We start from the raw sequence: 21,203 nt of genomic DNA, 5'->3' as shown, positions 1-21,203 counted from the left end.
GCCCACCCGCGCCGCGAACACCCCGTCCGACCCGGCGCCGGACGCGGCGGACGGCGGCTGCGTCGCGCCGTCGGCCGGGCTCCCGCCCCCGTCGCCCTCCCGGAGCCGGTGTCCGGCCGGGGTCAGGAAGTGGGCGTGCGGCGGGCGGGGGTGGCGGAACGCGAGCCCGAGCCGCACCAGCGCCGCGAGCTGTGCCGGTGTGCCCCGCAGCCGCCCGGTGGCGGGATCGGCGCCGTCCACGAGTCGTCGTTGGGCGGCGGTCGGTGGTCGTGCCACGGCGTGCTCCTCCCCACGGGCCAGGACACTCGCAGACTACGACGGGGGTCTGACATTCCATCCGGCGATCACCGGGCGGCCGTGCTCGGTGCCCAGTCGGCACAGGGTGCCGGTGGCGAGCTGGAACAGGGCCCCGGCCGACGGCGGCAGGCCGAGCCTGCGGGCGGTGAGCACCCGCAGGAAGTGGCCGTGCGCCACCAGCAGCACGACCCCCTCGGTGTTGGCCAGCGCCGCGTCCGCCTTGGCGAGCACCCGGTCGGCGCGCTCCCCGACCTGCTCCGGGGTCTCCCCTGGGTGCTCGGGCGGCCCCGGGACCACGCCGTCGGTGAAGAGGAACCAGTCCGGCCGGGTGCGCTGGATCTCCGGGGTGGTGACGCCCTCGTAGCCGCCGTAGTCCCACTCGCGCAGGTCCACGTCGATCCGGGCGTCGTGCACCCCGATCAGCTCGGCCGTCTCGCGGGCCCGCTGCATCGGGCTGACGAACGCGGCGCCGATGCGGTGCGAGCGGATCAGCGGGACCAGCCGGCGCGCCTCGGCCCGGCCGGTCTCGGTCAGCGGCACGTCCGTCGCGCCCGTGTGCCGTCCGGACCGCGACCACTCGGTCTCACCGTGCCGGACGAGGAAGAGATCACCCATGCCGTCGAGGCTAAGAGCCCGCGGCCCCGGTCGCGCGGGGGAGCCGCGGCGGCCCGGCGGGGCCCGGCTACTGCCGGTACCCGCTCAGGAACCGGCCGATCCGGCCGATCGCCGCCTCCAGGTCGTCGGCGTGCGGCAGGGTGAGGATGCGGAAGTGGTCGGGGGTCGGCCAGTTGAAGCCGGTGCCCTGGACGACCTGGATCTTCTCCCGGAGCAGCAGGTCGAGGACGAACTTCTCGTCGTCGGCGATCGGGTGCACCTTGGGGTCGATGCGCGGGAAGGCGTACAGCGCGCCCTTGGGCCGCACGCAGGACACCCCCGGGATCTCGTTGAGCTTCTCCCAGGCCACGTTCCGCTGTTCGTGCAGCCGCCCGCCGGGCCGGGTCAGCTCGCGGATGGACTGCCGTCCGCCGAGCGCGGCCTGGATGGCGTACTGGGCGGGCGCGTTGGGGCACAGCCGCATGGAGGCCAGCATGGTGAGGCCCTCCAGGTAGCTGCGCGCGTGCTGCTTGGGTCCGGTGACGACCAGCCAGCCGGAGCGGAAGCCCGCCACCCGGTAGGTCTTGGAGAGCCCGCAGAAGGTGAGGACGACGAGATCGGGGGCGAGCGCCGCGGCCGAGTGGTGCACGGCGTCGTCGTAGAGGATCTGGTCGTAGATCTCGTCGGCGAACACCATCAGGCCGTGCCTGCGGGCCAGGTCGAGGATGCCCTCGACGATCTCCTTCGGGTAGACGGCGCCGGTGGGGTTGTTCGGGTTGATGATGACGACGGCCTTGGTCCGGTCGGTGATCTTCGCCGCCATGTCGTCCAGGTCGGGGTACCACTCGGCCTGCTCGTCGCAGAGGTAGTGGACCGCCTTGCCGCCCGCCAGGGTCGTCACCGCCGTCCACAGCGGGAAGTCGGGGGCGGGCACGAGGACCTCGTCACCGTCCTCGATCAGCGCCTGGACGGCCATGGAGACCAGCTCCGAGACGCCGTTGCCGAGGTACACGTCGTCGACGCCCACGTCGAGGCCCAGCGCCTGGTAGCGCTGGGCGACCGCGCGCCGGGCCGACAGGACGCCCCGCGAGTCGGTGTAGCCGTGGGCGTTCGGGAGCATCCGGATCATGTCCTGGAGGATCTCCTCGGGCGCCTCGAAGCCGAACAGCGCGGGGTTGCCGGTGTTGAGGCGCAGCACGCTGTGCCCCGCCTCCTCCAGCGCGTCGGCGTGCTCGATCACCGGGCCCCGGATCTCGTAGCAGACCTCGCTGAGCTTGTTCGACTGCCGGAACTCCATGCGCCGCTTCCCCTCAGAGAATGTGTGTTGCTTGGTTTTACCAAGTAGGAGCTTGGAAAGTCCAACAACCTGTCTAGACTGCGTCGCATGTCACCGCGCAGAAGCTACGACCAGTACTGCTCCGCCGCCCGCGCCCTGGACGTCGTCGGCGACCGCTGGACCCTGCTGATCGTCCGCGAACTCCTCGCCGGTCCCCGCCGCTACACGGACCTGCACGCGGATCTGCCGGGGGTGAGCACGGACGTCCTCGCCTCCCGGCTGAAGGACATGGAGCGCGACGGCCTCGCCACCCGCCGCAGGCTGCCCCCGCCCGGCGCCGCCCACGTCTACGAACTCACCGGCCGGGGGCGGGAGTTGCTGCCCGTCCTGGCGGCGCTCAGCGGCTGGGGGCGGGCCGAGCTGGGGGAGCGGCGGCCCACCGACGCGGTCCGCGCCCACTGGTTCGCGCTGCCGCTGCTGCGCCTCCTCGAAAACCCCGGGCTCGTCGAAGTGCGCCTGGATGAAGGGGACTTCCATCTGCACGCCGGTGCCGAGGAGGGGCCCGTGTACGGCGAGGGCCCCGCGCCCGCCGAGCCCGACGCCCGTCTGACCCTGGACTCCGCCACCTGCGAGGCCGTCAGCCGCGGGGAGACGGCCCTGCTGGACGCCGTCCGCGACGGCCGGATCACCGTCACCGGGGACGGCCCCCTGGCGAAGGCGCTGCTGCGGGACGCGTGAGCGACGCGGGCGCGGGTCCCCGCCGGGGGAGCGCGGAAGGCCCGCACGGGAGCGGCCTCGGGCGTGCTGCTCACCCGGGAAACGCAGAAGGCCCGCACCGGGCGGGCCTTCTGAGGGGACGTCAGGTGTTCACGCGCCCGGTGGGACGCGGGTCGGGCGTCCGGTGCCCCGGGTCAGCGCGTAGCCGCCGATCCCGGCCAGCGCCGCCAGGATGCCGCCGACGCCGGTCCACACCCAGCGGCTCGACCACCAGCCCGAGGACCAGCCGCCGTCCGGCTCGATGCTGGAGAGCACCGCCGACTTCCGGGACGAGTCCTCGTCCTTCCGCTCGGAGGTGACCGCGATGCCCGGCACCAGCGGCTCGGCCAGCGAGCCGTCCACCGCGGCCCCGCCGCCGATGTTCACGGCGCCGACCTCGACCGACGTCGACACCGGCAGGCCCAGGTCGGCCGCGGGCAGCCCGATCGCCGTCAGCCGGACGTAGTACGTGCCCGGCAGCGGGTCGTCGGCCCACGGCTCCGACCAGGCCCGCACCGTGCGCAGCACGCAGGTCAGGTCGATCGAAGCGGTGCCCTGGGCGGCCGTGCGGGTCTGCGCCCCGTACTGGCAGGCCTGGCGGCGCCGCAGACCGTCGTACACGTCGACCTGCCAGGTCTGCGCGGTGTGCGCGTCCGGCAGCTTCACCGTGGCGCGCACGGTCGGACGCTGCTCGGCGTCCGCGGCGAACGACCAGTACAGGTAGTCGCCCGCGGAGGCGCTCGCCGTCGCCCGCTGGTCCTGCTCGATCTCGGTCGCCGTACGGAACGACGTGCCCGCGCGGGTGGGTCCCGCGCCGCCGTCCGAGGCGCTCGGCGACGGCGAGGAGTCGGCCGCCGCCGGGCCCGCCGCGCAGCCCAGCGCCAGCAGGGCCGCGCCCAGCACTCGTGTGAACCGCATCAGTTGGTCCTCCAGACCGCGACCCGCCAGCGTGACACCCAGCCCCACAGCAGACCGGCGAGGAAGCCGACCAGGACCAGCACCCCGAGCAGCCACCAGCCGCGGCCGAGCCCGAAGGCCGCCACGTCACTGGCCTGCGACGGACCGTCGACCACGTCCACGGTCAGCTCCAGCGGCATGCCCGGCGTGGTCTTCACCCCGGACGTCGCCGAGAACGCGTTGGTCACCTGGAGACACACCGACTCGGCCGGAGCGTCGTCGTCGTCGCTCTCCGCCTTCGGGTAGCGCAGCCCCGTCGAGATCACGTCGGTGCGGCCGTTGCCCGCCGCCTCGCCGCGCACGATCTCCCGGCCGTGCGTCGTCACCGCGCGCAGCAGCAGCCCGTAGTCCGGGTTCACCGCGCGGTCCGCCCCGACGCTCACCGAAGCCCGCAGCTCCTGGCCGGGGTCGACGTCCACGCGGTACCAGCGCTGCTGCGAGAACTCCTCGCGGTCCGTGTACAGGCCCGACTTCAGGGTGGGCGCCTTCGCGCACTGCGCGGCCCCCTCGGTCGCCACCGGCGTCACCACCGGGTCGGCCGCCCGGTCCACCAACTGGTTCACCTTGTCGGTGAGTTCGTCGGTGTGCTCGACGGAGGTGTAGGTGCCGCCGGTCGCCTCGGCGATGCAGCTGAGCTGCTTGCGGAGCTTGGTGTTGGGGACCAGGCCCAGGGTGTCGATGGTGAGCCCGATGCCCCGGGCGGCGATCTCCCGCGCCACCTCGCACGGGTCGAGCGGGGCGCAGGTGTCCTCGCCGTCGCTGATCAGCACGATCCGCTTGGAGCCGTCGCCCGCGTCCAGGTCGTCCGCGGCCTTCAGCAGGGCGGGCCCGATCGGCGTCCATCCGGTGGGCGAGAGGGTCGCCACCGCCGACTTCGCCTCGGTGCGGTCCAGCGGACCCACCGGGTAGAGCTGCGCGGTGTCCTTGCAGCCCGTCTTGCGGTCGTCGCCGGGGTAGTCGGCGCCGAGGGTGCGGATGCCCAGCTCCACCTCCTCCGGGGTCGCGTCGAGGACCTCGTTGAACGCCTGCTTCGCCGCCGCCATCCGAGTCCCGCCGTCGATGTCCCTGGTCCGCATGGAACCGGAGACGTCGAGGACGAGGTCGACCTTCGGGGCGCCCGTGGGTTCGCCGGCCGCCGCGGCGCCCGGGAAGGCGAGCCCGGCCGCCAGAGTGGCGAGCAGGGCGAGCGCCCCGGACGCCAGCCGTTGTCTTCTGATCATCGGCGGATCCTATTGATCGAAGAGGCCGGGCTCCAAAACGAGACGTCGGAACCGGCCCCCTCGACCTCCGAACACGGGGCGCGGCGGGCGGGGTTGGACTCCCTACGAACACGGGCAGCGGCGGGCGGGGTTGAGGTCCCTCCGAACTCGGTTCACGGCGGGCGGGGTTGGACGGCCTCCGAACACCAGCCTCAGTGCAGGGGGTTGGGCAGCGCCGTCCACTGGTCGCCGGGGACCCCGGGCGAAAGGCGCATCAGGGTCAGCGCCTTGGTGGGCAGCTCCTCGTCGAGCAGCGCCGCCAGATCGGGGGTGCGCGGCAGATCCCGCACCGCCGTCCTGAGCGCGTCGCGCAGCGCCGGTGCGGAACCCGCCGTGGAAGCCAGCGCACCGGCCACCAGGGAACCGAACAGCTTGCGCCGCAGAGTCGTTTCGTCATCGGTGACGACCCGTCCGGACAGCTCCGGCACCGGGATGCCGTGCCGCCGCAGCCGCGCCGGACTGACCCGGATGTCGGCGAGGTCGCGGTAGACCAGCCGCAGCGGGGCGCCCCCGGCGGAGAGCACCACCAGCAGGTTCTGCCCGTGCGCCTCCAGCGCCACGCCCTGGTCGAGCAGCCGCAGCCCCGCCGTCACCGCGAGCCGCGCGAAGTCCGCCAGCCAGTCGGGCGACCCGGGCAGCCCGGTGGTCGCCAGCGCCGCCACCGGCACCACCCGCTCGCCCCGCGCCTGATCCGCGTGCGCCTGCGGCGACTCGCGCAGCACCGCCGCCAGGTCGGGCGAGTGCGCGGTCGCCGCGCCCAGCGTCCGCGTCATGTGCAGCAGCCCCTCCGAGCGCGCCGCGAGCGACTCCGCGAACTCCGACAGCACCGCCGAGAAACCGATCGAGTACGCCGAGATGTCCCGCACGGACGACGTCAGCCGCGCGCTCAGCGCCGTCTTGACGTGCGGACCGCCGGGCACCGCCAGGGTCCGCAGCGACATCAACGGGTGGGCCCCCAGCACCCGTTCGCCACCTCGCTTGAGGACGTGCGCCGCCTGCCACGGGTGCACCGGCAGCAACAGCCGTCCGCCGTCGCGCAGTCCGTCCGGCCACACCCCCGTCATCAGGCACTCGCCCGCCGGCACCGGCACCAGGGCCAGCTCCACCAGCGGCCGGTGCTCGGGACCGTACGCCAGCTCCTCCGCAACCGAGAACCCGGGCCGCGCACGGCAGTTGGGGTGGTACGGATGACCGTCCACGATCCGCTGCTCCCACTCCCAGTCCGTCCCCGGCCACCCCTCGTCCACCGGACCCCGACCGGCCCGCGACAGCGCCAGCGAGGCGGCGCTGTGCGCCAGTTCGGCGGCGAACCCGGCGCCGTGCGGCACCGCGAGAGCGGTCACCAGCCGCGCCGGATGGTCGTACGGGACGCCGTCCAGCTCCACGGCGGTGACCCGGTCGCCGGTGGCGTACGGGTCGGACGCCGGGCCGTGCAGCAGCCGTCCGTCCCGCAACCGCACGGTGAGACCGTCCCGGTCCGGGGCGCGGCCCGCGATCCACGGCAGCGGCTCATGGGCGAGCGCCCGCCACAGCCGGGTCAGCACGGCCGCCCGCGCGCCCGGCACCTCCGCCGCGTACCGTGACTCCAGGTCCGGGCGTACGACGGCCAGTTCGGCGGCGACGTCGGACTCGGTGGGGTGGGGACGGTGCACGGGGGATCTCCTCGGGTACGGGCGGGGCGTCACGGTCGTGACATTCCGCCCTCCATACTGATCGTCCGCGTCCGGGCGGACCGCACGGAACGAGTGGAAGCGCGTGGAACCCATGCCCCGGCCCGACAGCGACGACGCCGCCCGCGCGGACGCGTACGCCGCCGCCCCGCTGCTGAACTGCCTCCTGCGCGAGGTGGCCGAACCCCGTCCCGGCACCCCCGGGCGCCCGGAGTACCGCCTGCCGGGCACCGACCGGCTGCTGCGGGTGCGCGGCACCCGCAGGCCCGCGGGACCGGAGATCCGTGACACCGGCGGCTGGCACCGCCTCGACCACGCCGGACTCGTCAAACTCGTCGCCGAGGAACTGGGCGCGCTGACCGGGCTCGCCAACCACGAGCTGCCCGCCGAGATGGCCGACAGCCGCGCGGTGGTCGCCGCGCTGCTCGCCGCCCGCACGGCCGCGCCCGCCGACCCCTACCGGCGCTCCGAGCAGTCCCTGCTCACCGGACACCCCTTCCACCCCGCGCCCAAGGCGCGCGGCGGCGGTCCGGCGGCGGCGTGGCTGCCGTACGCGCCCGAGGCGTACGCCGCCTTCCCGGTGGCCCTGCTCGGCGTGCGCGAGGACACCGTCGTCGAGGATGGCGACACCTCCGCGCTCGACGCCCTCGGCGCCGCGCCGCCCGGCTACCGGCTGCTGCCCGCCCACCCCTGGCAGCTCGAACTGGCGGCCCCCGTCCTCGCGGACGCCTTCGCCGACGGCCGCCTGGTCCGCCTCGGCACCACCGCGCGGGACAGCTGGCCCACCGCCGCCGTGCGCACCGTGTACACGCCCGCGCACGACCTCTTCCTGAAGTTCAGCCTCGACGTCCGCATCACCAACGACATCCGCCGCCTGTGGCGCCACGACCTGCTGCGGCTGCGCCGGGTCGACGACGCGGCCACCGCCGCCTTCGCCGCCCGGCCCGCCGGTGCCGCATGGCTCGGCGACCGCGGCCACCGCACCGCCGGGTTCGCCTACGAGGAGCTGGCGGTCGTCGTCCGCGACGGCCTCGGCGGCCACCTGCGGCCCGGCACGACGCCGCTGCTCGCGGCGGGCCTGGTGGAGGGCTTCCCCGGCAGCCCCCTGGAGCGCGCCGACCCGGCCACCTGGTGGGAGGCGTACCTCGCCCGGGTGGTGCCGCCCGCGCTGACGGCGTTCGCCGACCACGGCGTGGTCCTGGAGGCCCACCTCCAGAACACGCTGGTCGCGGTGGACGCGTCCGGACTGCCCGCGCAGGCGCTGTTCCGGGACGCGGAAGGCGTGAAACTGCTCCCGGAGGTCGGCCGCGAGGCGGGCTGGGAGCGGCTGGTGTACACCCTGGTCGTCAACAACCTGGTGGAGGTCGCGGGCGCCCTCGCGGAGCACCGGCCCGGGTTCGACCCGTGGCCCGCGGCCCGCCGGGCGCTGGCCGGGCACGGGCTGCCCGAGGCCGCCGCGCTGCTCACCGCCCCGACCCTGCCGGGCAAGACCAACCTGCTGCTGCGCTGGACCGGCGCCGACGGCGCGGACGCCCGCTACCTGCCCCTGCCCAACCCTCTGGCCGAGGGGACGTAGGCGGCGGAGCGGCCGGGTGGTCCGTCGGGCGGGTGGCCGGACGGGCCGTCGGGCGGGTGGCCGGGCATGCAGCTGGGCGCAGGTGGTCGGGATCGGCGGGGGAGGCGCTGCGGGGGCGCGGAGCGCGGGTGCAGGGCACGGGGGCCGGGAGTCTGGGGCGCTGCCGCGCCGATCGTCGCGCGTGGACGGCGTGGACGGCGCGGCCCGCGTGCACGGCGTGAACCGCGTCGACGGCGTGCGCCGGGCGCCGAGGGCGCTCGTCGGGCCGGTCACGCCCGGTTACGCTGGTCGTCCCGGCCGTCGACCGGGCGGGGGACGGTTCACCGGATCGCATCAGCTAGGAGCCGGTCGTGGAGCGCGAGGCAGCGGGACTGCGGGGTCCGGGGCGATGCTGAGAGAGGTCACCGCGACCCGGTACATCGAGCCCCTGCGCTCCGGCGGGTCGGTCCCGGGTGTCTTCGAGGCCGACGACCTCGGCACCTACGTCGTCAAGTTCACCGGCTCGGCGCAGGGCCGCAAGGCGCTGGTCGCCGAGGTGATCGTCGGTGAGCTGGCCCGCGCGCTCGGACTGCGCTTCCCCGAGCTGGTGCTGGTCCGCTTCGACCCCGCCGTCGCCGACGACGAGCCCCACCAGGAGGTGCGCGACCTGCACGCCGCGAGCGCCGGTCTGAACCTCGGCTTGGACCATCTGCCGGGCGCCCGCGACTTCACCCCGGAGATCGCCGCGGAGTTCCCGGTCGACCCGCTGGAGGCGGGCCGGATCGTCTGGCTCGACGCGTTCACCGCCAACGTCGACCGGACGGTGCACAGCTCCAACCTGATGATCTGGCCCACCCTCGGGATCGCCCCGCCCCGGCTGTGGCTCATCGACCACGGCGCGGCCCTGGTCTTCCACCACCGCTGGGACACCTCCGCCCCCGACCGGGCCTACGACGTCCGTCACCACGCCCTCGGCCACTACGGGCCCGACGTGCGCGCGGCCGACGCCGAGCTGGCGCCCCGGGTGACCGAGGAGCTGCTGCGGACCGTCGTCGCCGAGGTGCCCGACGCGTGGCTGACCGGGTTCCCGACGCCCGACGCGGCGCGCGAGGCGTACGTGGGCTACCTGCTCGCGCGGGTGGCGGTCTCGGCGGCCTGGCTGCCCACCGACTTCCCCAGCCGAGAGGAGCGTGCCGCCGAGGAGGCCCAGCGCGCGGACCGCACCCGGCGCGGCCGTCCGACGTGGCTCAAGCGCGTCCCCGACCTGCACGGCGCCCCGCCGGTCGAGAACGACGGCACGGTGCACCTGAGATGACCGGATCACGCCGGATCGCGCCCAGCCGACCCGGCCGGTCGCCGTACGCGCACGGGTGGCCCGGGGACAATTCCCCGGGCCACCCGCATGCGTGACGGTGTGTCAGCCGCGCGGCTCCCGCGTCGCGACCCGGCCACGGCTCAGCCGGTCAGCCGATGGCTCAGCCGGTCGGCGGTTGGCTCAGCCGGGGCAGCCGGGGCAGCCGGGGCAGCCGGTCAGTCGGTCAGCCGCTCGTACGCGGGCAGCGTCAAGAAGTCCGCGTAGTCGTCGTCCAGGGAGACCTGGAGGAGCAGGTCGTGCGCCTGCTGCCAGTGCCCGGCCGCGAACGCCTCGGCACCGATCTCCGCGCGGATGTTCTCCAGCTCCTCGGCGGCGATCCGGCGGGCCAGCTCGGGCGTGGCCTTCTCGCCGTTCTCGAACTGGACGCCCGCGTTGATCCACTGCCAGATCTGCGAGCGTGAGATCTCGGCGGTGGCCGCGTCCTCCATGAGGTTGAAGATGGCGACCGCGCCGAGCCCGCGCAGCCACGCCTCGATGTAACGGATGCCCACCTGGACGGCGTTGACCAGTCCGTCGTAGGTCGGGCTCGCCTCCAGCGAGTCGACCGCGATGAGGTCGGCGGCCTCGACGCGCACGTCCTCGCGCAGCCGGTCCTTCTGGTTCGGGCGGTCGCCCAGCACCGCGTCGAAGGACGCCATGGCGATCGGCACCAGGTCGGGGTGGGCGACCCAGGAGCCGTCGAAACCGTCGCCCGCCTCGCGGTCCTTGTCGGCGCGGACCTTCTCGAAGGCGACCTTGTTGACCTCGGCGTCGCGCCGGGACGGGATGAACGCCGCCATGCCGCCGATGGCGTGCGCGCCGCGCCTGTGGCAGGTGCGGACGAGGAGTTCGGTGTACGCCCGCATGAACGGGGCGGTCATGGTGACCGCGTTGCGGTCCGGCAGGACGAACCTGGCGCCGCCGTCACGGAAGTTCTTGACGATGGAGAACAGGTAGTCCCAGCGTCCGGCGTTCAACCCGGAGGCGTGGTCGCGGAGTTCGTAGAGGATCTCCTCCATCTCGTACGCGGCCGTGATCGTCTCGATGAGGACGGTGGCGCGCACCGAGCCCTGCGGGACGCCCACGTACTCCTGCGCGAACACGAACACGTCGTTCCAGAGGCGGGCCTCCAGGTGCGACTCCGTCTTCGGGAGGTAGAAGTACGGGCCCTTGCCGAGGTCGAGCAGCCGCCGCGCGTTGTGGAAGAAGTAGAGCCCGAAGTCGACCAGCGCCCCGGGCATCTGCTCGCCGTCGACCAGCAGATGACGCTCGTTCAGGTGCCAGCCGCGCGGGCGCATCACGACCGTCGCCAGTTCGGCGTCGTCCTTGAGGGCGTACGACTTCCCGGAGGCGGCGTCGGTGAAGTCGATGGAGCGGGTGTAGGCGTCGATCAGGTTGACCTGGCCAAGGACCACGTTCTCCCAGGTCGGCGCGGAGGCGTCCTCGAAGTCCGCGAGCCACACCCGGGCGCCCGAGTTGAGGGCGTTGATGGTCATCTTGCGATCCGTGGGGCCGGTGATCTCCACCCGCCGGTCGTTCAGGGCGGCCGGGGCGGGGGCAACCGACCAGGAGTCGTCGGCGCGGATCGCGGCCGTCTCCGGCAGGAAGTCGAGCGTGGAGGTGCGGGCGATCTCGGCGCGGCGCTCCGCCCGGCGGGCGAGGAGTTCCGCACGCCGGGGCGTGAACCGCCGGTGCAGTTCGGCGAGGAAGGCGAGGGCCGCCTCCGTGAGGACCTCCTCCTGCCGGGGCAGCGTCTCGGCGTGGACGACGGCCAGCGGGGACGGCGCTGGTGCGGACATGAACAGTCACTTCCTTCAGCGTGCGTGGCACCGGGTGCCGGTCGACCCGGGCAGGGCGGGAGACGCTCCGACAAGGTCAGAGCGCTTCTGAACAGTGGATACTAGTTTCCTCATTGTGGAAGTTCAATGGTTTGTTGACGTCGAGATTCTCCGGATCGAGCCAATGTGGCGCTCCGTGCCACGCCGTTCACTCAAGGTGCGCCAGATCGGCCTCCGTGTCGATGTCGAACGGCCGCGCCACGTCGCCGCACTCGACCAGCGTCAGCGCGTCCCCGCGCGCCCGCAGATAGGAACGCGCCCCCTGGTCGCCGGTCGCCGCCTCCGCGACACCGGCCCAGTGCGCGGCCCCGAACAGCACCGGATGCCCGCGCACCCCCGCGTAGCACGCCGCGACCAGCGACGACTCGTCCCGGAAGCCGTCCAGCACCCGCCGCACCGCCGCCGGTCCGATCCCCGGCTGGTCGACGAGCGACACCAGCGCCGCCCGCGCCCCGGTCCCGCCCAGCGAGCCGAGCCCGGCCCGCAGCGACGAGCCCATGCCCCGTTCCCACTCCGGGTTCTCCACCAGCACGCAGCCGTCCAGCGCCGCCCGCTCCCGCACGGCGTCCGCGCGCGCCCCCAGCACCACGTGCACCCGGGCGCACCCCGCCGCGCGCAGCACCCCCACGGCGTGCTCCACGAGCGGTGCGCCCCGGTGGGTCAGCAGTGCCTTGGGCCGTCCGCCGAGCCTGCGTCCGCCCCCGGCGGCGAGCACCAGGCCGGTCACCGGTCCCTCGTTCTCCGTCATACGCCCTGCATACCCGACCGCCGGGCGTACGCCGGGTTCCGGGGGACCGAATTCCGGCCCGCGTGGTGGCGCGCCCGGCACCGGGTGGCGTTTACTGACCGGCGTCCCGAGGCGCGCGACCAGCGTGACAGGGGCGCCGTGCGGGCATACGTCAGTCAGGCGCACACCGGCGTGTGCGGGGGGAGAGCTGCGGTGCGGAGCTTGGGGCAGAGAACGGTGACCGGCGGCGAAGAGGATCCGCGGGTGGCGGGGTTGCGTACCGCGGTCTCCCGCCTGCGCCGTGAACTCGCCACCCACCCGGCGCAGTTCCCGGACCGGGGTGTCGCCGAGGACGAACTGGCCACGCTGGCCGCGATGGTGGCCTCGGGCCCGCCCGAGATACCCCGGCTGCGCCGCTCCCTGCTGCTGATCGCCAGCACCCTGGGCTCGGTGAGCGCCCTGACGGCGGACGTGACGGCGCTGCACACCGCGGCGGACCTCTTCGGCCGCCCGCCGCGCCGCTGAAGGGGGGCGCGGAAGCGGCCCCCTCCGCCCGCCCGGCGGACGTCCCGCCGGTGACCCGCCCCGGGGCGCCGGGCCGGGTCCGCCCGCCGGTGCGCGCCCGGTCAGCGGCCGATCGCGTCCAGTTCGGCGAGGTCGGTGTCGGACAGCGCGAGCCCCGCGCCCGCCGCGTTCTCGCGCAGGTGCGCCACCGACGAGGTGCCCGGGATCAGCAGGATGTTCGGCGACCGGCGCAGCAGCCAGGCCAGGGCGACGGACATGGGCGTCGCGCCCAGCCGGGCGGCCACGGCGGTGAGCGCCGAGGACTGCAGGGGGCTGAAGCCGCCGAGGGGGAAGAAGGGCACGTAGGCGATGCCCTGCTCGGCCAGCTCGTCGATCAGGGCGTCGTCGTGGCGGTGGGCGAGGTTGTACATGTTCTGCACGCAGACGATCGGCGCGATCGAGCGGGCCTCGGCGACCTGTTCGGCCGTCGCGTTGCTCACGCCGAGGTGCCGCACGAGGCCCTGGCGCTGGAGGTCGACGAGCGTCCCGAACGCCTCCGCGAGCGAACCGGGCACCGGGCCGCGGGCGTCGCCGAGGCGGAGGTTGACCACGTCCAGGGTGTCGAGGCCGAGGTTCTCCAGGTTCTCGGTGACGGCCCGGCGCAGCGCGTCCGGCTCGCGCGCCGGGGGCCAGCCGCCCTTCTCGTCGCGGGTCGCCCCGACCTTGGTGACGATGTGCAGCGGGCCGGGGTAGGGGTGCAGCGCCTCGCGGATCAGCAGGTTGGTGACGTGCGGCCCGTAGGCGTCGGCGGTGTCGATGTGGGTGACGCCGAGGGCGACGGCCTCGCGCAGGACGGCGAGCGCGCCCTCGCGGTCGGCGGGCGGGCCCATGACGTAGGGGCCGGCGAGCTGCATCGCGCCGTAGCCGAACCGGGTGACGGTCAGATCGCCCAGGGTCCAGGTGCCGCCGGGGAGCGAGGCGGAGGGGGTGCCCATGGTGTGCCTTTCGTGGTGAGCCAGGGGGGGTGGTGCCTGACGGCGCCTTGCACCACTATTGGTGCGTCACCGCGTGTCGGGAAGCAGGCACTCCGAAGTGCGTAGGGCACCCGGGGGTGAGGGGGAGGATCCATGGCGACGACGACGGCGGCCGAGCGCAGGGCGCTGGCCAGGGCGGAGTACGACGCCTTCGTGGCGGCCTGCCCCAGCCGCAAGCTGCTCGACCGGATCTCGGACAAGTGGGTCGCGCTGATCCTGTCCGGGCTCGGCAGCTCCAGCACGCACCGGCCGGGCTCCGACTGCTCCGGCGGGCCCCGGGCGCTGCGCTACTCGGAGTTGCAGCGGCTGCTGGCCGGGGTCAGCCAGAAGATGCTCACCCAGACGCTGCGCTCCCTGGAGCGCGACGGCCTGGTCTCCCGCACCGTGACGCCGACCGTGCCGGTCACCGTCACCTACGAGCTGACCGCTCTCGGCCTGTCGCTGCACGGGATGATGCGGGGCCTGAAGTCCTGGGCCGAGACGCACATGGACGAGGTGCTCGCCCACCGCGACACCTACGACCACCGCGCGCCCTAGCGGCGCCGGGCCACCACCGCGCCCTGGGGGCGCCGTGTCACCGGTGCGCGGACGGACGGGGGCGCCGCCCGGAGGCGGTCCCGGCGGTCCCCGCTCACGCCTGGTTCTGCGCCGCCAGGGCCTGGGAGAGTTCCGCCGCCACCTGCTGGAGCACCGGCACGATGCGGTCGGTCGCCGACTCCGTGACCCGTCCCGCCGGGCCCGAGATGGAGATCGCGGCGGCGGTGGGGGAGTCGGGCACCGAGACGGCCAGGCAGCGGACGCCGACCTCCTGCTCGTTGTCGTCGACCGCGTAGCCGAGGCGCCGCACCTCGGCCAGGGCGGTGAGGAAGCCGTCGGCCGTGGTGATCGTCCGGTCGGTGGCGGCCGGCATGCCGGTCCTGCCGAGCAGCGCGCGCACCTCGTTCTCGGGCACGTCGGCGAGCAGCGCCTTGCCGACGCCCGTGGAGTGCGGCAGGACGCGCCTGCCGACCTCGGTGAACATCCGCATCGAGTGCTTCGACGGCACCTGTGCGACGTAGACGATCTCGTCGCCGTCCAGGAGCGCCATGTTCGCCGTCTCGCCGGTCTCCTCGACCAGACGGGCGAGGTGGGGGCGGGCCCAGGTGCCCAGCAGCCGGGAGGCGGACTCGCCCAGGCGGATCAGGCGGGGGCCGAGCGCGTACCGCCTGTTGGCCTGCTGGCGGACGTATCCGCAGGCCACGAGGGTACGCATCAGGCGGTGGATGGTGGGCAGCGGCAGCCCGCTGCTCGCCGACAGCTCGCTCAGACCCACCTCGCCGCCCGCGTCGGCCATCCGTTCCAGCAGGTCGAAGGCGCGCTCGAGGGACTGGACCCCGCCGGAGGCGGACTTGGCGGAGTCGGTGGTGCTGGCGCTGGACGTCGGCACGTCGCGTTCCTTTCGGGGCTGGCAGGAAGGGCTGAAGCCTACCTGGCGGTCGGTTGACTCCCCGGCTGTACGTAGCTACGTTCTGGCATGTGGAATTCTAGTTTCACCTTGTGGAAACGTCCAGGGCGCGGGCGTCCGGTCCGCACGGGGAAGTCTGCCCTTGACGGCGTGATGGCGGGAGTGAAGACTCCTTCAACAGAAAGTTGAATTCCGTTACGCGGAAGTACATCCCGTGTCCGCGGCGTCCCGCGGCGGCAGAGAGGGGCCTGGGTGTCCGACGTAGAACTGGTGCTGCGCTCGACGCGCGTCATCACCCCCGAGGGGACACGCGCCGCCGCGGTCGCGGTCGCGGACGGCACGATCACCGCCGTCCTGCCGTACGACACCGACCTCCCGTCCGGCGCCCGGGTCGAGGACGTCGGCGACGACGTCCTGCTGCCCGGCCTGGTCGACACGCACGTGCACGTCAACGACCCCGGGCGCACCGAGTGGGAAGGCTTCTGGACCGCCACCCGCGCGGCGGCCGCCGGGGGCATCACCACCCTGGTCGACATGCCGCTCAACTCCCTGCCGCCGACCACCACCGTCGACCACCTGCGGATCAAGCGCGAGGTCGCCGCCGCCAAGGCGCACATCGACGTCGGCTTCTGGGGCGGCGCCCTGCCCGACAACGTCAAGGACCTGCGCCCGCTGCACGAGGCCGGGGTGTTCGGCTTCAAGGCGTTCCTCTCGCCGTCCGGCGTCGAGGAGTTCCCGCACCTCGACGAGGAGCGGCTCGCCGCGGCGCTGGCCGAGATCGCCTCCTTCGACGGCCTGCTGATCGTGCACGCCGAGGACCCGCACCACCTGGACGCGGCCCCGCAGCGCGGCGGCCCCCGGTACGCCGACTTCCTGGCCTCCCGGCCCCGGGACGCCGAGGACACGGCGATCGCCCGTCTGATAGCGCAGGCGAAACGTTTCGACGCCCGGGTCCACATCCTCCACCTCTCCTCCGCCGACGCGCTGCCGATGATCGCCGCCGCCAAGGCCGAGGGCGTCCGCCTCACCGTCGAGACCTGCCCGCACTACCTCACCCTCACCGCCGAGGAAGTCCCCGACGGCGCCAGCGAGTTCAAGTGCTGCCCGCCCATCCGCGAGGCCGCCAACCAGGACCTGCTCTGGCAGGCGCTCGCCGACGGCACCGTCGACTGCGTGGTCACCGACCACTCGCCCTCCACCGCCGACCTCAAGACCGCCGACTTCGCCACCGCCTGGGGCGGCATCTCGGGCCTCCAGCTCAGCCTCTCCGCCGTCTGGACCGCCGCCCGCGACCGCGGCCACGGCCTGGAGGACGTCGTGCGCTGGATGTCGGAGCGCACCTCCGCGCTGGCCGGGCTCGACCGCAAGGGCGCCATCGCCCCCGGCCGCGACGCCGACTTCGCGGTGCTCGCGCCGGACGCGCTCTTCACCGTCGACCCGGCCGCCCTCCAGCACCGCAACCGCGTCACCGCGTACGCGGGCCGGACCCTGCGGGGCGTCGTCAGGTCCACCTGGCTGCGCGGCCGACGCATCGCCGCCGACGGCGAGTTCACCGCCCCGGAGGGCCGTCTGCTGACCCGCACCCCCTGAACCGCGGCGCCCCGCGCGCCGCCCGCACCCGCAGCGGCCGACTCCCGAAAGGAACCTAGATCACCGTGACGGCGACACCTGGCTTCACCGGCGACGCGAACCCCTACGGAGGAGGCGACCCGTACGCCGACTACCGCACGGCCGCCTTCCCCTTCACCCAGTACGCCAACCTCGCCGACCGGCAGCTCGGCGCCGGGGTCGTCGCCGCGAACGACGAGTTCTTCGCCCAGCGCGAGAACCTGCTGGTGCCGGGGCGGGCCGAGTTCGACCCCGAGCACTTCGGCCACAAGGGCAAGGTCATGGACGGCTGGGAGACCCGCAGGCGGCGCGGCACCGGCGCCGAGCACCCCTGGCCCACCGCCGAGGACCACGACTGGGCGCTGGTGCGGCTCGGCGCCCCCGGCGTCGTCCGCGGGATCGTCGTCGACACCGCCCACTTCCGCGGCAACTACCCGCAGGCGGTCTCCGTCGAGGCCACCTCCGTCGCCGGATCGCCCTCGCCCGAGGAACTCCTCGGCGACGACGTCACCTGGACGACCCTCCTGCCGCGCACCCCGGTCGGCGGCCACGCCGCGAACGGGTTCGCCGTCACGGCGGAGCGCCGCTTCACCCACCTCCGCGTCCGCCAGCACCCGGACGGCGGCATCGCCCGGCTGCGGGTGCACGGCGAGGTCGTGCCCGACCCCGGATGGCTGGCCGCCCTCGGCACCTTCGACGTCGTCGCGCTGGAGAACGGCGGCGCGGTCGAGGACGCGTCGGACCTCTTCTACTCGCCCGCCACCAACACCATCCAGCCCGGCCGCTCCCGCAAGATGGACGACGGCTGGGAGACCCGCCGCCGCCGCGACCGGGGCAACGACTGGATCTCCTACCGGCTCGCCGGGCAGGCCAGGATCCGCGCCGTGGAGATCGACACCGCGTACCTGAAGGGCAACAGCGCGGGCTGGGCCTCGGTCTCCGTGCGCGACGGCGAGGACGGCGACTGGCGCGAGATCCTCCCGCGCACCCGCCTCCAGCCCGACACCGACCACCGCTTCGTCCTGCCGGAACCGGCCGTCGGCACGCACGCGCGCGTGGACATCTTCCCCGACGGCGGGATCTCCCGCCTGCGCCTGCACGGCTCGCTCACCGAGGAGGGCGCCACCGCCCTGACGGCCCGGCACCGGGAACTCGGCGGCTAGGGCGTCGGCGGGCAGGGCCCCGCGGACCCGACCCGGGGCCTGCCGTGCGGATCGTGCGGCGGGCCGCGGGCCGGGCCGCGCGCGTCCGCGGCGGTGTCGCCGGTCGCCGACGTCCCCCGGGGGTGCGGCGCCGGACCCGTCTGGTGGGCGGCGCGGCGACTGGGTACGGTGAGCCGCGAACGTGAGCCGCCGCCGTCTCCGTCGACCCCCTCGGAGACCGGGAGAGCCGCCCATGTCGTCGATCGCCCTGCCGCGCGCCGCGGCCCGCCGTTCCTGGCCGACCGATCTGCCCGTCCTGCTGGTGGCCGTCGTCTGGGGCGCGAGCTATCTCGCGGCCAAGGACATCACCACCGCGAGGACGGTCCTCGCCGTCCTGGTGCTGCGGTTCGCCGTCGCCGTCCCGGTGCTCGTCGTCGTCGGACGGCGCGGGCTGGCGGCCCTGACCGCCGCCCAGTGGCGCGGCGCCGGGCTGCTCGGACTGATCCTCGGCGGGATCTTCCTGCTGGAGACCTACGGGGTCGTGCAGACCTCGGCGACCAACGCCGGGCTCATCATCAGCCTGACCATGATCTTCACCCCGCTCGCCGAGGCCGCCGTCACCCGCGTCAGGCCCTCCCGCGCCTTCCTCGCCGCGGCCGGGCTCTCCGTGCTCGGCGTCCTGCTGCTCACCCAGAACGGCGGCCTCAGCCGCCCCGGCGCCGGTGACCTGCTGATGCTGCTCGCGGCGCTCGCCCGCACCCTGCACGTGCTCGCCATGGCCCGGCTCAAGGGCATCGGCGGCGCCGCCGCGCTCCCGCTCACCACCGTCCAACTGGGCACCGCCGTCCTCGTGTTCGCGGTCCTCGCGGCGGCGGGCGGCGGAGCGGGACCGTGGCGGACGGCGGCCTCGTTCGGGGCGCGGGAGTGGGCCGGGCTGCTCTTCCTGGCGCTCTGCTGCACGCTGTTCGCGTTCTTCGTGCAGATGTGGGCGGTGCGCAGGACCTCGCCCTCCCGGGTCAGCCTGCTGCTCGGCACCGAGCCGCTCTGGGCGGCGACGGCGGGCATCGTGCTCGGCGGGGAGCGGCTCGGCGCGTGGGGCCTGGTGGGCGGCGCGCTGGTGCTCGTGGGGACCGCGTGGGGGCGCGGTGCGGCACGTTAACACCGGGAAAATTCATCGGAGGTGACGGGAAAATCCACGACTTTGTCATTGACATGCCACTGTCTACGCGCGTCATCATGAGGTCCATGAGATTCCCCCCACGCACCCGCCGCATCGGCGCCGCAGCCGCCCTCCTGTCCGCCGTGCTCCTGGGCGGCACCGTCTCCGCCACCACGGCCGACGCCTCCGCCGCGTCGGTCGGCAGCATCTGCTACAGCGCCCTGCCGTCCCAGGCGTACGACACGCTCGACCTGATCGCCAAGGGCGGTCCGTACCCCTACTCCCAGGACGGCGTGGTCTTCCAGAACCGCGAGGGCGTGCTGCCCAGCCAGTCCACCGGCTACTACCACGAGTACACCGTGAAGACGCCCGGCTCCTCCACGCGCGGTGCGCGGCGCATCGTCACCGGTGAGCGCGCCAAGGAGGACTACTACACCGCCGACCACTACGAGACGTTCGACCTGGTGAACTTCGGCTGCTGAGCCGTCGTCGCACGAGGACCGGGCAGCCGTCGCCCGCCGCCGGGTACCCCACGATCCGGCGCGCGGACCGTCGCACCACCGGAGGCCGGCCATGGCCACGTGGCCGGCCTCCGGCCTGTTCCCGCGCAACCGCGCCCGCCCCGCCGCGCGTTCTCATCGGAGAGACGGCGACGCGGACCACAGGGCGAGGAGCGTGCGGAGTGGCATCGAGGACAAGGACGGTCGGGGCGGCGGCGGTTGCGGGGCTCCTGCTGGCGTCGCTGGTGGCGTGCGGCGCGGGCGCCGAGCGGTCGGGCCAGGACACCGTCCCGTGCGCTGAGGCCATGCGCTTCGCCGACCAGGACGGACTGCCGGCCGGCGCGAGGGACGCGACCTGCGTCTCCCGGGGCGGCATCGACACCCTCTACGACGTCCGGTTCCGCATCGGCCGCGCCGACCTCGACACCTGGCTGGACGACGCCTACCCCGGCCTGCGGATGTCCGGCACGTGCGCCGACGGGACCGCGGACCGCTGCGGCCACGCCGACCTCCACCCGTACGCGAAGGGCGGCGCGGTGGCCGTCGACCTGAGCGTCAGGTACGAGGGCGACGAGGCGCTCGTGAGCTACCGCCCGTTCAACACGTAGCCTCCCCACGGGCGTTGCCGTCCTCGACGCGGCCGAGCACCAGCAGGTAGGGCGCGTCGAGGACGAGACTGCCGTCGGCGGCCCGGTTGTGCGCGGCGAAGAGGTCCGCGAGGTCGGCGCGGGCGGACTCCCAGTCGCCCGCGGCCTCCAGCGCCGCCCGCGTCTCGCGCAGCGGACCCGGCTTGTCCGCGAAGGCGGCGACGGCGTGCGCGACCGAGGGATGACGCACCCGCACCCGCTCCACCCGGGTCCGCACCGCCACCGGCAGGGGCCCGAACCAGGACCCGACCCGCTCAGGATCTCCCCAACAGGTGGGGGACGGGACCGACTTCGGCTGCCCGCCCAGACGGCGCCGTACGGTCGGGGCGATCCGGCCCATGACCCCGTCCGGCGTCCAGGAGGCGACCGCGATCACCCCTCCGGGTCGGCACACGCGCGTCAACTCGGCCGCGCACCGCCGCTGTTCGGGCGCGAACATCACCCCGAACGTCGAGAGGACGACGTCGAAGGAGCCCGCGCCGAACGGCAGCGCCCGCGCGTCCCCCGCGACGAACCGCACGCCGCCCGCCAAGTCCGCCGCCCGGCGCGCCCGTTCGGCGGCGATCCGGAGCATCCCGGGTTCGAGGTCGAGGCCCACGGCGTCCGCCCCGGCACGGGCCGCCGCGAGTACGCCGGGCCCGGGTCCGGTGCCCACGTCGAGCAGGCGCGGGCCGGGGGCGGTACGGCGACCGGGGTCCGGCGGCACGGCACCCGGGGCGACGCCGGGCAGTCGCCCTTCCCGCGCGGGGTCCAGGTGCGCCAGGGCAGCCCCGACGACGTCGGCCGCCGCGTGGGCCCAGGCGTCGCCCGCCGCCGCGTAGTCGCCCCCGTGCCAGCCGCCCGGGGTCAACGGGCGCTCCCCGCCGGGCGCGGGGCGCCGCT

20 protein-coding genes and 1 pseudogene are annotated in these 21,203 nt (G+C 74.5%); 10 read left to right on the top strand and 11 right to left on the bottom strand.

The window, feature by feature from the left end; all coding sequences use genetic code 11:
• The 3 genes and pseudogenes from GA0115242_RS19860 to GA0115242_RS19850 form a co-directional block, all read right to left on the bottom strand.
• A pseudogene (locus GA0115242_RS19860) lies at positions 1 to 276 on the bottom strand (hypothetical protein); the annotation flags it as partial.
• A 36-nt stretch (positions 277 to 312) separates the two neighbouring features.
• Positions 313 to 912 (bottom strand): histidine phosphatase family protein, encoded by a 600-nt coding sequence (locus GA0115242_RS19855; protein ID WP_093830324.1) that lies wholly within the window; start codon positions 910 to 912, stop codon positions 313 to 315.
• 67 nt (positions 913 to 979) lie between these two features.
• Positions 980 to 2,188 (bottom strand): pyridoxal phosphate-dependent aminotransferase, encoded by a 1,209-nt coding sequence (locus GA0115242_RS19850; protein WP_093830322.1) that lies wholly within the window; start codon positions 2,186 to 2,188, stop codon positions 980 to 982.
• 87 nt (positions 2,189 to 2,275) lie between these two features.
• On the opposite strand from GA0115242_RS19850, the gene GA0115242_RS19845 reads away from it, so the two are divergent.
• Positions 2,276 to 2,905 (top strand): winged helix-turn-helix transcriptional regulator, encoded by a 630-nt coding sequence (locus GA0115242_RS19845; RefSeq protein WP_093830320.1) that lies wholly within the window; start codon positions 2,276 to 2,278, stop codon positions 2,903 to 2,905.
• Between the two features lie 129 nt (positions 2,906 to 3,034).
• On the opposite strand, the gene GA0115242_RS19840 is transcribed toward GA0115242_RS19845, so the two are convergent.
• From GA0115242_RS19840 to GA0115242_RS19830, 3 genes are all read right to left on the bottom strand, one after another.
• Complete coding sequence (locus GA0115242_RS19840) at positions 3,035 to 3,841, bottom strand: hypothetical protein (protein WP_093830318.1); 807 nt, start codon at positions 3,839 to 3,841, stop codon at positions 3,035 to 3,037.
• Positions 3,841 to 5,100, bottom strand: coding sequence for a VWA domain-containing protein (locus tag GA0115242_RS19835; protein WP_093830316.1), 1,260 nt, complete (start codon positions 5,098 to 5,100; stop codon positions 3,841 to 3,843). The genes GA0115242_RS19840 and GA0115242_RS19835 overlap by 1 nt, the downstream gene beginning before the upstream one ends.
• 191 nt (positions 5,101 to 5,291) lie before the next feature.
• A complete protein-coding gene (locus GA0115242_RS19830; RefSeq protein WP_093830314.1) occupies positions 5,292 to 6,791 on the bottom strand; it encodes an IucA/IucC family protein in 1,500 nt (499 codons plus the stop codon).
• 112 nt (positions 6,792 to 6,903) lie between these two features.
• On the opposite strand from GA0115242_RS19830, the gene GA0115242_RS19825 reads away from it, so the two are divergent.
• Complete coding sequence (locus tag GA0115242_RS19825; protein WP_093830326.1) at positions 6,904 to 8,385, top strand: IucA/IucC family protein; 1,482 nt, start codon at positions 6,904 to 6,906, stop codon at positions 8,383 to 8,385.
• A gap of 388 nt (positions 8,386 to 8,773) precedes the next feature.
• Positions 8,774 to 9,679, top strand: coding sequence for a HipA family kinase (locus tag GA0115242_RS19820; RefSeq protein ID WP_093830312.1), 906 nt, complete (start codon positions 8,774 to 8,776; stop codon positions 9,677 to 9,679).
• 215 nt (positions 9,680 to 9,894) lie between these two features.
• Here the strand turns inward: GA0115242_RS19820 and aceB are convergent, their stop codons facing one another.
• Positions 9,895 to 11,517 carry a malate synthase A gene (aceB, locus tag GA0115242_RS19815; protein ID WP_093830310.1) on the bottom strand — a complete coding sequence of 541 codons (1,623 nt, stop codon included), beginning with the start codon at positions 11,515 to 11,517 and terminating at the stop codon, positions 9,895 to 9,897.
• Between the two features lie 187 nt (positions 11,518 to 11,704).
• Positions 11,705 to 12,304, bottom strand: a complete 600-nt coding sequence (locus GA0115242_RS19810; protein WP_093830308.1) for a nucleotidyltransferase family protein — start codon at positions 12,302 to 12,304, stop codon at positions 11,705 to 11,707.
• 216 nt (positions 12,305 to 12,520) lie between these two features.
• Between GA0115242_RS19810 and GA0115242_RS19805 the strand changes: the two genes are divergently transcribed.
• On the top strand, positions 12,521 to 12,808 hold the full coding sequence (locus GA0115242_RS19805; RefSeq protein WP_093830306.1) for a DUF5955 family protein: 288 nt from the start codon (positions 12,521 to 12,523) through the stop codon (positions 12,806 to 12,808).
• Positions 12,809 to 12,909: 101 nt separating this feature from the next.
• Here the strand turns inward: GA0115242_RS19805 and GA0115242_RS19800 are convergent, their stop codons facing one another.
• A complete protein-coding gene (locus tag GA0115242_RS19800) occupies positions 12,910 to 13,782 on the bottom strand; it encodes an aldo/keto reductase family oxidoreductase (RefSeq protein ID WP_093830304.1) in 873 nt (290 codons plus the stop codon).
• Between the two features lie 132 nt (positions 13,783 to 13,914).
• Between GA0115242_RS19800 and GA0115242_RS19795 the strand changes: the two genes are divergently transcribed.
• Positions 13,915 to 14,358, top strand: a complete 444-nt coding sequence (locus GA0115242_RS19795) for a winged helix-turn-helix transcriptional regulator (protein WP_093830302.1) — start codon at positions 13,915 to 13,917, stop codon at positions 14,356 to 14,358.
• Positions 14,359 to 14,452: 94 nt separating this feature from the next.
• On the opposite strand, the gene GA0115242_RS19790 is transcribed toward GA0115242_RS19795, so the two are convergent.
• Positions 14,453 to 15,247, bottom strand: coding sequence for an IclR family transcriptional regulator (locus GA0115242_RS19790; protein WP_093830300.1), 795 nt, complete (start codon positions 15,245 to 15,247; stop codon positions 14,453 to 14,455).
• A gap of 270 nt (positions 15,248 to 15,517) precedes the next feature.
• On the opposite strand from GA0115242_RS19790, the gene allB reads away from it, so the two are divergent.
• The 5 genes from allB (at position 15,518) to GA0115242_RS19765 (ending at position 20,282) form a co-directional block, all read left to right on the top strand.
• A complete protein-coding gene (gene allB, locus GA0115242_RS19785; RefSeq protein WP_093830298.1) occupies positions 15,518 to 16,855 on the top strand; it encodes an allantoinase AllB in 1,338 nt (445 codons plus the stop codon).
• Between the two features lie 65 nt (positions 16,856 to 16,920).
• Positions 16,921 to 18,036, top strand: a complete 1,116-nt coding sequence (alc, locus tag GA0115242_RS19780; RefSeq protein WP_093830296.1) for an allantoicase — start codon at positions 16,921 to 16,923, stop codon at positions 18,034 to 18,036.
• A gap of 232 nt (positions 18,037 to 18,268) precedes the next feature.
• A complete protein-coding gene (locus tag GA0115242_RS19775) occupies positions 18,269 to 19,174 on the top strand; it encodes a DMT family transporter (protein WP_093830294.1) in 906 nt (301 codons plus the stop codon).
• Between the two features lie 86 nt (positions 19,175 to 19,260).
• The gene (locus GA0115242_RS19770) at positions 19,261 to 19,656 is read left to right on the top strand and encodes a ribonuclease domain-containing protein (protein WP_093830292.1); all 396 of its coding nucleotides are present in this window, start codon (positions 19,261 to 19,263) and stop codon (positions 19,654 to 19,656) included.
• A 200-nt stretch (positions 19,657 to 19,856) separates the two neighbouring features.
• Positions 19,857 to 20,282, top strand: a complete 426-nt coding sequence (locus GA0115242_RS19765) for a hypothetical protein (protein ID WP_141721672.1) — start codon at positions 19,857 to 19,859, stop codon at positions 20,280 to 20,282.
• Here GA0115242_RS19765 and GA0115242_RS19760 read toward each other — a convergent pair.
• Positions 20,272 to 21,203: class I SAM-dependent methyltransferase (locus GA0115242_RS19760; protein ID WP_093830288.1), on the bottom strand; the 932-nt coding region annotated here is incomplete at its 5' end. The genes GA0115242_RS19765 and GA0115242_RS19760 overlap by 11 nt on opposite strands.

It is taken from the genome of Streptomyces sp. SolWspMP-5a-2, assembly GCF_900091845.1.
GTDB lineage: Bacteria > Actinomycetota > Actinomycetes > Streptomycetales > Streptomycetaceae > Streptomyces > Streptomyces doudnae.
Note: the sequence above shows the minus strand (reverse complement) of the source record. Positions and strands in the feature narration are given on the sequence as shown.

Coding starts and splice junctions, on each gene's coding strand:
- GA0115242_RS19855 (WP_093830324.1), bottom strand. CDS start 912: ATGGGTGATCTCTTCCTCGTCCGGCACGGTGAGACCGAGTGGTCGCGG.
- GA0115242_RS19850 (WP_093830322.1), bottom strand. CDS start 2,188: ATGGAGTTCCGGCAGTCGAACAAGCTCAGCGAGGTCTGCTACGAGATC.
- GA0115242_RS19845 (WP_093830320.1), top strand. CDS start 2,276: ATGTCACCGCGCAGAAGCTACGACCAGTACTGCTCCGCCGCCCGCGCC.
- GA0115242_RS19840 (WP_093830318.1), bottom strand. CDS start 3,841: ATGCGGTTCACACGAGTGCTGGGCGCGGCCCTGCTGGCGCTGGGCTGC.
- GA0115242_RS19835 (WP_093830316.1), bottom strand. CDS start 5,100: ATGATCAGAAGACAACGGCTGGCGTCCGGGGCGCTCGCCCTGCTCGCC.
- GA0115242_RS19825 (WP_093830326.1), top strand. CDS start 6,904: ATGCCCCGGCCCGACAGCGACGACGCCGCCCGCGCGGACGCGTACGCC.
- GA0115242_RS19820 (WP_093830312.1), top strand. CDS start 8,774: ATGCTGAGAGAGGTCACCGCGACCCGGTACATCGAGCCCCTGCGCTCC.
- aceB (WP_093830310.1), bottom strand. CDS start 11,517: ATGTCCGCACCAGCGCCGTCCCCGCTGGCCGTCGTCCACGCCGAGACG.
- GA0115242_RS19810 (WP_093830308.1), bottom strand. CDS start 12,304: ATGACGGAGAACGAGGGACCGGTGACCGGCCTGGTGCTCGCCGCCGGG.
- GA0115242_RS19800 (WP_093830304.1), bottom strand. CDS start 13,782: ATGGGCACCCCCTCCGCCTCGCTCCCCGGCGGCACCTGGACCCTGGGC.
- GA0115242_RS19795 (WP_093830302.1), top strand. CDS start 13,915: ATGGCGACGACGACGGCGGCCGAGCGCAGGGCGCTGGCCAGGGCGGAG.
- GA0115242_RS19775 (WP_093830294.1), top strand. CDS start 18,269: ATGTCGTCGATCGCCCTGCCGCGCGCCGCGGCCCGCCGTTCCTGGCCG.
- GA0115242_RS19770 (WP_093830292.1), top strand. CDS start 19,261: ATGAGATTCCCCCCACGCACCCGCCGCATCGGCGCCGCAGCCGCCCTC.